This window comes from Pseudomonas sp. 3HC3 (genome assembly GCF_044904505.1).
GTDB lineage: Bacteria > Pseudomonadota > Gammaproteobacteria > Pseudomonadales > Pseudomonadaceae > Aquipseudomonas > Aquipseudomonas putida_Y.
The window spans coordinates 158,544-169,618 of the sequence record NZ_JADDRH010000010.1 but is presented as its reverse complement, the minus strand read 5'-3'; the positions used below and the strand labels follow the sequence as shown (position 1 = coordinate 169,618).

Below are 11,075 nucleotides of genomic sequence, written 5' to 3'. Positions count from 1 at the left end.
GCAAAAAGCTTCCTCGAACAGGCCTGATACATAGATGCAACCGGGTTCCTATGTTCAAAAAAGCAGCTAGACAGTGTGGGCGAGTCCATACATAGGAGCGGGTTTACCCGCGAATACGGTAGCGGCGGCAGCGGTGAACGGTTGGTGGAAATTGGCCAGCAGGGCCGGCCCCTTCGCGGGTAAACCCGCTCCTACGACGGCCTGTGTCCGACCTCCGGTGTGTGTCCACCACCAATCTGTGTAGGAGCGGGTTTACCCGCGAATACGGTAGCGGCGGCAGCGGTGAACGGCGGGTGCAGATTGGCCAGCAGGCCCGGCCCTTTCGCGGGTAAACCCGCTCCTACGACGGCCTGTGCCCAATCACCGATGTGTGTCCACCCCCGATAGGTGTAGGAGCGGGTTTACCCGCGAATACGGTAGCGGCGGCAGCGGTGAACGGTTGGTGGAAATTGGCCAGCAGGGCCGGCCCTTTCGCGGGTAAACCCGCTCCTACGACGGCCTGTGTCCGACCTCCGGTGTGTGTCCACCACCAATCTGTGTAGGAGCGGGTTTACCCGCGAATACGGTAGCGGCGGCAACGGTGAACGGCGGGTGGAAGTTGGCCAGCAGGGCCGGCCCTTTCGCGGGTGAACCCGCTCCTACACGCGGCCTACGCCCAATCACCAATGTGTGTCCACCCCCGATAGGTGTAGGAGCGGGTTTACCCGCGAATACGGTAGCGGCGGCAACGGTGAACGGTTGGTGGAAATTGGCCAGCAGGGCCGGCCCTTTCGCGGGTAAACACGCTCCTACGGGCTTTTGCAGGGGTGGCCTTGTGTTGCGTTAGGGCCGCAAAGCGGCCCTCCGGCACCGTTATTCCACCAGTTCGACCAGCACAGTCCCTTCGCTGACCATGTCCCCCTCCAGGCAGAACAGCGCCTTCACCGTGCCGGCATGCGGCGCACGAATGCTGTGCTCCATCTTCATGGCCTCCAGTACCACCAGCGCAGTACCGGCTTCCACCACCTGCCCAGGTTCGACCAGCACCCGCACGATACTGCCGTTCATGGGCGCACCCAGCCCACCCTGATGGCTGTGGCTGGCTTCGGCCTCGGCAATTGGGTCGAAGGCTTCGATAGCATGCATTTCGCCATCCCAGTGCAGGTACAGCGTGCCACCCCGACGGGTTGCCAGATGCTGGCGACGCACGCCGTTCTGGTCATGCACCAACTGCTCACCTTGCAGCTGCCAGGTAGAAGCAGCGCTGCGTTCCAGGGCCACTGCCTGATCTTGTCCGGCGCTTACCAGATGCAAGCTGCTGCGTGCCGGCAGGCCCAAGCGCAGGCCGTTACGCCCGCTCCAAGGCGAATGGCGGTCGTCATCGCGCTGATGCCCCGCCTGGCCCTGCAGCCAGGCTTCGGCTGCCGCCTCCCAAAAGCCAGCAGGCAGCGCACGTGGCGCCGGTAGCAGCACATCCTGGTGGCGGGGAATGAAGCCGGTGTCCAGCTCTGCCGCCGCGAACGCAGGGTGCGCGAGAATGCGGCGCAGGAAGGCAATGTTGGTCTTCAGCCCACCAATGGCAAACTCGTCGAGCATGGTCAGCAAGCGCAGGCGTGCCTGTTCGCGGTTTTCACCCCAGGCAATCAGCTTGCCCAGCATCGGGTCGTAGAACGGCGACACCACATCGCCTTCGCTAACCCCGCTGTCCACCCGGCGGCCTTCGCCAGGCGCCGATTCACGGTACAGCGCCAATTTGCCGGTCGCGGGTAAAAAATCGTTGGCCGGGTCTTCGGCATACAGGCGCACTTCGATGGCATGGCCGATCAGCGGCACCTGTTCCTGTGTGATCGGCAGGGCTTCGCCACAGGCCACGCGAATTTGCCAGGCAACAAGGTCCAGGCCGGTAATGGCCTCGGTGACCGGGTGTTCCACCTGCAGGCGGGTGTTCATCTCCATGAAGAAGAACTCGCCACGTGCATCAAGCAGAAACTCCACGGTGCCAGCACCCACGTAACCGATAGCCTGGGCGGCACGCACCGCCGCTTCGCCCATGGCCTGGCGCAGTTCGGGCGACAGGCCGGGGGCAGGGGCCTCTTCCACCACCTTCTGATGGCGGCGCTGAATGGAACAGTCGCGTTCATTAAGGTACAGGCAGTTGCCGTGCTGGTCGGCAAACACCTGGATTTCGACATGACGCGGCTTGAGCACGTACTTTTCCACCAGCATGCGCGCATCGCCGAACGACGACTGTGCCTCACGCTGGGCCGAGGCCAGGGCGTCGGCCAGTTGGCTTTCTTCCTCGACCACTTTCATGCCCTTGCCACCGCCGCCAGCGCTGGCCTTGAGCAGCACCGGGTAGCCGATGCGTTCGGCCGCGGCGCGGAAGGTGTCCAGGTCCTGAGCCTCGCCGTGGTAGCCCGGCACCAACGGCACGCCGGCCGCTTCCATCAGTGCCTTGGCTGCCGATTTGCTGCCCATGGCGTCGATGGCGCTGGCCGGTGGGCCAAGGAATATCAGCCCGGCCTGCTCGATGGCGCGGGCGAAACCTGCGTTCTCGGACAGAAAGCCATAACCTGGATGGATAGCCTGGGCGCCGCTGGCCTTGGCGGCGGCCAGCAGCTTGTCGACCTGCAGGTAGCTTTCGGCAGCCTTGCTGCCGCCCAGGTCGACGCGGATGTCGGCTTCGCGGCTATGACGGGCGTCACGGTCGGTGGCGCTGTGCACGGCAACAGTGGTCAGGCCCATGGCCTTGGCGGTGCGCATTACCCGGCAGGCGATTTCGCCGCGGTTGGCGACCAGCAGGGTGGTCAAAGCGGGGCGGCTCATGGGCGCGGCTCCTTCTTTTCAACGGTTTGCCAGGCAGGGCGGCGTTTTTCCAGGAAAGCACGCAACCCCTCCTGGCCTTCGGCGCTGACGCGGATGCGGGCGATGGTGTTTTCGCAGTAACGGCGCAGGGCCGGGCTGAGTTCGCCGTCGTCCACTTCGCGCAGCAAGTCCTTGGTGGCGCGCAATGCTTGTGGGCTGTTCTGCAGCAGGTTGCCTACCCAGGCTTCGACGTGGTCGTCCAGTTCGCTGGCCGGGTATACCTCGGCCAGCAGGCCCAGTTCGCGGCCCCGTACGCCGCTGAAGCGCTCGGCGGTGAGGGCGTAGCGGCGCGCGGCTCGCTCGCCAATGGCCTTGACCACGAACGGGCTGATGACCGCCGGGGCCAGGCCGATGCGTACTTCCGACAGGCACAGCTGGGCGTCTTCGGCGCCGATAGCCATGTCGCAGCAGCTGATCAGGCCCAGCGCGCCACCGAAGGCTGCGCCTTGAACCACGGCCAGGGTCGGGGCCTTGAGGCGGTGCAGGGCGTACATCAGCTCGCCCAGTTCGTGGGCATCATCCAGGTTGGTGTTGAAGTCCAGTTGCGCCGACTGCTGCATCCAGGCCAGGTCGGCACCGGCGCTGAAGTGCCGGCCACGGCCGCGCAGCAGCACGAAGCGCAGGGTGGTGTCTTCGGCCAACTGGTCGATGGCCACGATCAGCTCGCGGATCATCTGCGCGTTGAAGGCGTTGTTCTTGTCCTCGCGGCTTAGCCACAGGGTGGCGAAGCCGCGCGGGTCGCGGATCACTTCGAGGGTGCTGAAATCGCTCATGGGTCACATCCGGAAAATGCCGAAGCGGCTCTGTTCGATCGGCGCGTTCAGCGCGGCAGACAACGCCAGGCCGAGGACGTCGCGGGTCTGTGCCGGGTCGATGACACCGTCGTCCCACAGGCGGGCGCTGGAATAATAGGGGTGGCCCTGATGCTCGTACTGGTCGAGGATCGGTTGCTTGAGCCTGGCCTCATCCTCGGCACTGAATGGCTGGCCGCTGCGTTCGCTTTGCTCACGCTTGACCTGGGCCAGCACGCCGGCGGCCTGTTCGGCGCCCATTACGCCAATCCGCGCGTTGGGCCACATCCACAGGAAGCGCGGGTCGTAGGCGCGGCCGCACATGCCGTAGTTGCCGGCACCAAAGCTGCCGCCGATGATCACCGTGAACTTCGGCACCTGGGCGCAGGCCACAGCGGTGACCAGTTTGGCGCCGTGCTTGGCGATGCCGCCTTCTTCGTACTTCTTGCCCACCATGAAGCCGGTGATGTTCTGCAGGAACAGCAGCGGGATGCCGCGCTGGCAGGCCAGTTCGATGAAATGCGCACCTTTTTGCGCGGCCTCGGCGAACAGGATGCCGTTGTTGGCCAAGATCGCCACCGGGTAGCCGTGCAGATGGGCGAAGCCGCACACCAGGGTGGTACCGAACAGCGCCTTGAATTCATCGAACACCGAGCCATCGACCAGGCGGGCGATCACTTCGCGCACGTCGAATGGTTGCTTGGCATCGGCCGGCACCACGCCGTACAGCTCGTCGGCGGCATACAGCGGCGCCACTGGGACCAGCCGCTGCAGCTTGCCGAGCTTGTGCCAATTGAGGTTGGCCACACTGCGTCGCGCGATGGCCAGGGCGTGTTCGTCGTTGTCGGCATAATGGTCGGCGACGCCACTGGTGCGGCAGTGCACATCGGCGCCGCCGAGGTCTTCGGCGCTGACCACTTCACCGGTGGCGGCTTTTACCAGCGGCGGCCCGGCGAGGAAGATGGTCGCCTGCTGGCGGACCATGATCGCTTCGTCGGCCATGGCCGGCACGTACGCGCCGCCAGCGGTGCACGAGCCCATCACCACGGCGATCTGCGGGATGCCTTGCGCGCTCATGTTGGCCTGGTTGAAGAAAATGCGCCCGAAGTGCTCGCGGTCGGGGAACACTTCGTCCTGGCGCGGCAGGTTGGCGCCGCCCGAATCCACCAGGTAAATGCATGGCAAGCGGTTCTGCTGGGCGATGGTTTGCGCACGCAGGTGCTTCTTGACCGTCAGCGGGTAGTACGAGCCGCCTTTTACCGTGGCGTCGTTGGCCACGATCATGCATTCGACGCCCTCGACACGGCCGATGCCGGCAATCACGCCCGCAGCCGGCACGTCCTCGCCGTATACCTCATGGGCGGCCAACTGGCCGATCTCGAGGAACGGCGAGCCTGGGTCCAGCAGGCGGTCGATACGCTCGCGCGGCAGCAGCTTGCCACGTGAGGTATGACGTTCCTGAGCCTTGGGCCCGCCGCCCAGGGCAACCTGGGCGAGCAGGCCGCGCAGGGCCTGGACCTGTTCGAGCATGGCCGCGCTGTTGACGGCAAATTCTGCCGAACGCGGGTTGATCTGGGTGTGCAAGGTAGCCATGTGCGCCCGTCCCTTATGTTCAGCGGGTTTCGTTGAACAGTTCGCGGCCAATCAGCATCCGGCGGATTTCGCTGGTGCCGGCACCGATCTCGTACAGCTTGGCGTCGCGCAACAGGCGGCCAGCCGGGAATTCGTTGATATAGCCGTTGCCACCAAGAATCTGGATCGCCTCCAGGGCCATTTGCGTAGCACGCTCGGCGGTGTACAGGATCACGCCGGCAGCGTCCTTGCGGGTGGTCTCGCCACGGTCGCAGGCCTGGGCCACGGCGTACAGGTAGGCGCGGCTGGCATTGAGCTGGGTGTACATGTCGGCAATCTTGCCCTGGATCAGTTGGAACTCGCCGATGCTCTGGCCGAATTGCTTGCGGTCATGGATATACGGCACCACCAGGTCCATGCAGCTTTGCATGATGCCGGTCGGGCCGCCGGACAGCACCACACGTTCGTAGTCCAGGCCGCTCATAAGGACGCGCACGCCGCCGTTGAGCTGGCCCAGAATGTTCTCTGCCGGTACTTCCACGCCATCGAAGAACAACTCGCAGGTGTTGGACCCGCGCATGCCCAGCTTGTCGAACTTGTTGCTGCGGCTGAAGCCCTTCCAGTCACGCTCGACGATGAACGCGGTGATGCCGTGCGCACCCTTGTCCAGGTCGGTCTTGGCGTAAATCACGTAGGTGTTGGCGTCGGGACCGTTGGTGATCCAGGTCTTGCTGCCGTTGAGCACGTAGTGATCGCCGCGTTTTTCTGCGCGCAGCTTCATCGACACCACGTCGGAGCCGGCATTGGGCTCGCTCATGGCCAAGGCGCCGATGTGTTCGCCGCTGATCAGTTTGGGCAGGTACTTGAGCTTCTGCTCGTGTGTGCCGTTGCGGTTGATCTGGTTGACGCACAGGTTGGAATGGGCGCCGTAGGACAGCGCCACCGAGGCGGAGCCACGGCTGATTTCTTCCATCGACACCACATGGGCCAGGTAGCCCAGGCCAGCGCCGCCGTACTCTTCCGGTACGGTGATGCCCAGCAGGCCCATGTCACCAAACTTGCGCCACATGTCGGCGGGGAACAGGTTGTCGTGGTCGATCTGCGCGGCGCGCGGGGCCAGTTCGGCGGCGACGAAGGTGCGCACCTGGTCACGGAGCATGTCGATGGTTTCGCCCAGGGCGAAGTTCAGGGAGGGGTAATGCATGCTGGGGCACCTTCTTGTTCTTGAAAATTGGGTAAACCGTAGCTCAAAGGCTAACCGCTGACCCCTGTAGGAGCGGGCTTGCCCGCGAATGCGTCAGCAGGACCACCGTCATTGCCTGGGTGATCGCATTCGCGGGCAAGCCCGCTCCTACAAGGGTCTGCGTCATGCCGGAGATCCCGGTATCGTTCATCACCTTTACGTTAACGTAAACCTGCAAGCAGGCACTGTCAATCCGATCGTCACCTTTACGTAAACGTAAATCTGCGCCAGAGTATTCCCGCTTGCTTCAGTCGTGCCCAGAACAACCACAAGAAGGGACACCCATGAGTCAACCGAGCTATACCCGCGGCCGCCAGGACCGACCCTTGCTGACCCAGACCATCGGCCAGGCCTTCGATGCCACCGTAGCCCGCTGTTCCGACAGCGAGGCCTTGGTGTCCCGCCACCAGGGCCTGCGTTACAGCTGGCGGCAGTTGGCCGAACAGGTCGAAATACACGCCCGCGCGCTGATCGCACTGGGCGTGAACACCGGCGACCGTGTTGGCATTTGGTCGCCCAACTGCGCCCAGTGGTGCATCTTGCAGCTGGCCAGTGCCAAGGTCGGCGCCATCCTGGTCAACATCAACCCGGCCTACCGTGTGGGTGAACTGGAATACGTGTTGCGCCAGTCAGGCTGCCGCTGGCTGGTCTGCGCTGAAGCCTTCAAGACGTCTGATTACCACGCCATGCTGCAGGAGCTGGTGCCTGAACTGGCCAGCGCCCGGCCTGGTGAGCTGGCCAGTGAATGCCTGCCCGAGTTGCGTGGTGTCATCAGTCTGGCCGCCAACCCGCCTGCCGGCTTCCTGCCCTGGCACGCCTTGGCCGAGCGGGCAGGGCAGACGTCTGTCGAGGCCTGCACAGCCCGTCAGCAAAGCCTGCAATTCGACCAGCCGGTGAACATCCAGTACACCTCCGGCACCACCGGTGCGCCCAAAGGTGCCACGCTCAGTCACTACAACATCCTCAACAACGGTTTCATGGTGGGTGAAAGCCTGGGCCTGACGGCCTGCGACCGTATGGTGATTCCGGTGCCGCTGTATCATTGCTTCGGCATGGTCATGGCCAACCTTGGCTGCATCACCCACGGCAGCACCATGATCTACCCCAACGATGCTTTCGACGCCGAACTTACCTTGCGCGCCGTGGCCGAAGAGCGCGCCAGCATCCTCTATGGCGTGCCGACCATGTTCATCGCCATGCTCGATCACCCATCGCGCGCCCACATGGACCTGTCGACCCTGCGCAGCGGCATCATGGCCGGTGCCACCTGCCCGATCGAGGTGATGCGCCGGGTCATCGACCAGATGCACATGGCACAAGTGCAGATCGCCTACGGCATGACCGAAACCAGCCCGGTGTCGCTGCAGACCGGCCCGGACGACGACCTGGAGCTGCGCGTGACCACTGTCGGCCGCACCCAGCCGCAGTTGGAAAACAAACTGGTGGACGCGGACGGCTGCATCGTCGCGCGCGGCGAGATTGGCGAACTGTGCACCCGTGGCTACAGCGTGATGCTTGGCTACTGGGACAACCCCCAGGCCACGGCGGATGCCATCGACCCGGCCGGGTGGATGCATTCGGGTGACCTGGCGGTGATGGACGAGCAGGGCTATGTGCGCATCGTCGGGCGCAACAAGGACATGATCATTCGCGGCGGCGAGAACATTTACCCGCGTGAGCTGGAAGAGTTTTTCTACACCCACCCGGCGGTGGCCGATGCGCAGGTGATCGGCATTCCGTGTAGCCGCTATGGCGAAGAGATCGTCGCCTGGATCAAGCTACACCCGGGGCATAGCGCCACGGTCGAGGAGCTGCAGGGCTGGTGCAAGGCACGCATCGCACACTTCAAGGTGCCGCGGTATATCCGCTTTGTCGACGAGTACCCGATGACCGTGACCGGCAAGGTGCAGAAGTTCCGCATGCGCGAGATCAGTGTGGCGGAGATTGCGGCTGCATCTGCGGGTTGATGTGCGGGCGCGGCCGGCCTCTTCGCGGGTAAACCCGCTCCTACCAGGGACAGCGCCGCATTCAAGGCCGGCACGGTCGCCGGTAGGAGCGGGTTTACCCGCGAAGAGGCCGGCCCGATCAATGCAAGATCTTCACCTTGCCAAGCACCCGGTCATCCTCAACCTTTCAATGGAGCAGCGGAGATCAGCTGTTCATGCCGGTGCCGTGGTCTACCCTTAAGCCTTCACCGGTGGCTCCTGGCTCGGCGGGTCGCCCACTGTCGGCGGCACGGTCGGCTTGATCGGCAGCTCGTCCGGCTCTTCTTCCGGTACGGGTGGCGGCAAGCTCGGGTCGTCGATATTGGGATCGGGTGTCTCCGGTGGAATGGGAATGTTCATGGCCTGACCTCGCGTGGGTGGGTGAAGAGGTGCTGTAGGCTCTGACCGCTGGCAGCTGCCGTTCGCTCAATTATTTTGAACCCCCCGCCTGTGCCCGGCTCTGAACCCTTACCGCCACCAGCCTGAGGGAGCAAGGTCGATGTCACGAAACGAGCCCTTTGAAAGCGTGCCCATGGCGAACGATCACCCGGACCAGGCCATCAGCCTGTCCCAGGCGCTGCTGGCGCCGCGTATCGTGATCGAAGACACCCAACCCGTGCTCGACGCCGGCAGCTTCGCCGCCAAGGCCGTCAGCGGCCAGCCAGTGGCAGTCAGCACCAAGGCCTACAGCGACGGCCACGACCGCCTGGCGGTGATGCTCAACTGGCGCCAGGCGCACAGCCGGCGCTGGCATTGCGTGCCGATGCAGTCGGCGGGCAACGACCTGTGGCAGGCCGAATTCACCCCCACCGAGCTGGGCCCGCACCGGTTCAGTATCGAGGCCTGGATCGACCCGTTTGCCACCTATTGCCATGACCTGGAGAAGAAGTACCACGCCGGCGTCGAGGTAAAACTGGAATTGGAGGAAGGCCGTTTGATGTTGGGCACAGGCATCGAGCTGTGCAGCGGTGCCCTGCGCGAGGCGCTAGAGGCCTTGCAGCAGCGCCTGCCCACGCTCAGCACCGATGACCAGGTGGCCTTGTTTCTCGACCCGACCACCGCCCGCCTGATGGGCGAGGCCGAACACCGCAGCTACCTGACCCGCAGCCCTGATTTCCCCCTTGATGTCGACCGCCCGGCCGCACTGTTCGCCAGCTGGTACGAGCTGTTCCCGCGCTCGATTACCGACGACCCGCAGCGTCACGGCACCTTCAACGACGTGCACGAACGGCTGCCGATGATCCGCGACATGGGCTTCGACGTACTGTACTTCCCGCCCATCCACCCCATCGGCATGCAGCATCGCAAGGGCCGCAACAACGCCCTCAAGGCCGAGCCGGGCGACCCGGGCAGCCCTTATGCCATCGGTAGCCCGGAAGGCGGCCACGAGGCCATTCACCCGCAACTGGGCAGCCGCGACGACTTCCGCCGTCTGGTGGCGGCGGCGGCGGAACACGGCCTGGAAATCGCCCTCGATTTCGCCATCCAGTGCTCCCAGGACCACCCTTGGCTCAAAGAGCACCCGGGCTGGTTCAGCTGGCGCCCGGACGGCACTATCCGCTACGCCGAAAACCCGCCGAAAAAGTACCAGGACATCGTCAACGTCGATTTCTATGCGCCAGAGGCCGTGCCCTCGCTGTGGCTGGCCCTGCGCGACGTGGTGGTCGGCTGGGTCGAGGAGGGCGTGAAGACCTTCCGCGTCGACAACCCGCACACCAAGCCGTTGCCGTTCTGGCAATGGCTGATCGGCAATGTGCGTAGCCAGCACCCCGACGTCATCTTCCTCGCCGAAGCCTTTACCAAGCCGGCGATGATGGCGCGCCTGGGCAAGGTCGGTTACGCACAGAGCTATACCTATTTCACCTGGCGCAACCACAAGCAGGAGCTGCGCGAATATTTCGAGCAGCTCAACCAGCCGCCGTGGAGCCAGTGCTACCGGCCCAACTTCTTCGTCAATACACCGGATATCAACCCGTTTTTCCTGCACACCTCAGGCCGCGCAGGGTTCCTTATCCGTGCGGCGCTCGCGACCATGGGCTCAGGCTTGTGGGGCATGTATTCGGGCTTCGAGCTGTGCGAGGGCACGCCGTTGCCGGGCAAGGAGGAGTACCTGGATTCGGAGAAGTACGAAATCCGCCCACGCGATTTTACCCAGCCCGGCAACATCGTTGCCGAGATCGCCCAGCTCAACCGCATCCGCCGGCAGAACCGCGCCTTGCAAACCCACCTGGGCGTGGCCTTCTTCAATTGCTGGAACGACAACATTCTGTATTTCGCCAAGCGTACGCCTGAGCGTGACAACTACATCCTGGTGGCCATCAGCCTCGACCCTCACAACGCCCAGGAGGCGCACTTTGAGTTGCCACTGTGGGAGTTGGGGCTGGACGACAATGCCGAAACCCAGGGTGAAGACCTGATGAACGGCCACCGCTGGTCGTGGTACGGCAAGACCCAATGGATGCGCATAGAGCCCTGGCACCTGCCGTTCGGCATCTGGCGCATCGAGAAAGCCCGTTAACAAGGCTCAGACTGTGCCCCCCGTAGGAGCGGGTTTACCCGCGAACACCGGCGAAGGCGGTGCCATGCACCTCGGCACCGCGGTGTCATCTTCGCGGGTAAACCCGCTCCTACGGGGGATCG

Annotated in this window: 7 protein-coding genes; 2 read left to right on the top strand and 5 right to left on the bottom strand. The window is 64.1% G+C overall.

From position 1 onward, the window contains the following. Positions 1–852: 852 nt before the first annotated feature. Genes INQ47_RS15915 through INQ47_RS15900 form a run of 4 tightly spaced genes read right to left on the bottom strand, consistent with a single transcriptional unit; the run spans position 853 to position 6,411 of the window. Positions 853–2,805, bottom strand: coding sequence for an acetyl/propionyl/methylcrotonyl-CoA carboxylase subunit alpha (locus INQ47_RS15915; protein WP_404702080.1), 1,953 nt, complete (start codon positions 2,803–2,805; stop codon positions 853–855). Next, complete coding sequence (locus INQ47_RS15910; RefSeq protein ID WP_404702079.1) at positions 2,802–3,617, bottom strand: gamma-carboxygeranoyl-CoA hydratase; 816 nt, start codon at positions 3,615–3,617, stop codon at positions 2,802–2,804. The genes INQ47_RS15915 and INQ47_RS15910 overlap by 4 nt, the downstream gene beginning before the upstream one ends. A gap of 3 nt (positions 3,618–3,620) precedes the next feature. Beyond that, complete coding sequence (locus INQ47_RS15905) at positions 3,621–5,228, bottom strand: carboxyl transferase domain-containing protein (protein WP_404702078.1); 1,608 nt, start codon at positions 5,226–5,228, stop codon at positions 3,621–3,623. Positions 5,229–5,247: 19 nt separating this feature from the next. Continuing rightward, positions 5,248–6,411 carry an isovaleryl-CoA dehydrogenase gene (locus INQ47_RS15900; RefSeq protein WP_003251317.1) on the bottom strand — a complete coding sequence of 388 codons (1,164 nt, stop codon included), beginning with the start codon at positions 6,409–6,411 and terminating at the stop codon, positions 5,248–5,250. A 323-nt stretch (positions 6,412–6,734) separates the two neighbouring features. Between INQ47_RS15900 and INQ47_RS15895 the strand changes: the two genes are divergently transcribed. Beyond that, the gene (locus tag INQ47_RS15895; RefSeq protein WP_404702077.1) at positions 6,735–8,417 is read left to right on the top strand and encodes an AMP-binding protein; all 1,683 of its coding nucleotides are present in this window, start codon (positions 6,735–6,737) and stop codon (positions 8,415–8,417) included. A 216-nt stretch (positions 8,418–8,633) separates the two neighbouring features. Here the strand turns inward: INQ47_RS15895 and INQ47_RS15890 are convergent, their stop codons facing one another. Then, positions 8,634–8,795 (bottom strand): hypothetical protein, encoded by a 162-nt coding sequence (locus INQ47_RS15890; RefSeq protein WP_015271006.1) that lies wholly within the window; start codon positions 8,793–8,795, stop codon positions 8,634–8,636. 139 nt (positions 8,796–8,934) lie between these two features. Between INQ47_RS15890 and INQ47_RS15885 the strand changes: the two genes are divergently transcribed. Beyond that, positions 8,935–10,953 (top strand): alpha-1,4-glucan--maltose-1-phosphate maltosyltransferase, encoded by a 2,019-nt coding sequence (locus INQ47_RS15885; RefSeq protein ID WP_252458679.1) that lies wholly within the window; start codon positions 8,935–8,937, stop codon positions 10,951–10,953. Positions 10,954–11,075: the final 122 nt, after the last annotated feature.

What these genes read in the sequence shown, in the direction of transcription:
- INQ47_RS15915 (WP_404702080.1), bottom strand. Translation starts at nt 2,805, where the DNA reads ATGAGCCGCCCCGCTTTGACCACCCTGCTGGTCGCCAACCGCGGCGAA.
- INQ47_RS15910 (WP_404702079.1), bottom strand. Translation starts at nt 3,617, where the DNA reads ATGAGCGATTTCAGCACCCTCGAAGTGATCCGCGACCCGCGCGGCTTC.
- INQ47_RS15905 (WP_404702078.1), bottom strand. Translation starts at nt 5,228, where the DNA reads ATGGCTACCTTGCACACCCAGATCAACCCGCGTTCGGCAGAATTTGCC.
- INQ47_RS15900 (WP_003251317.1), bottom strand. Translation starts at nt 6,411, where the DNA reads ATGCATTACCCCTCCCTGAACTTCGCCCTGGGCGAAACCATCGACATG.
- INQ47_RS15895 (WP_404702077.1), top strand. Translation starts at nt 6,735, where the DNA reads ATGAGTCAACCGAGCTATACCCGCGGCCGCCAGGACCGACCCTTGCTG.
- INQ47_RS15890 (WP_015271006.1), bottom strand. Translation starts at nt 8,795, where the DNA reads ATGAACATTCCCATTCCACCGGAGACACCCGATCCCAATATCGACGAC.
- INQ47_RS15885 (WP_252458679.1), top strand. Translation starts at nt 8,935, where the DNA reads ATGTCACGAAACGAGCCCTTTGAAAGCGTGCCCATGGCGAACGATCAC.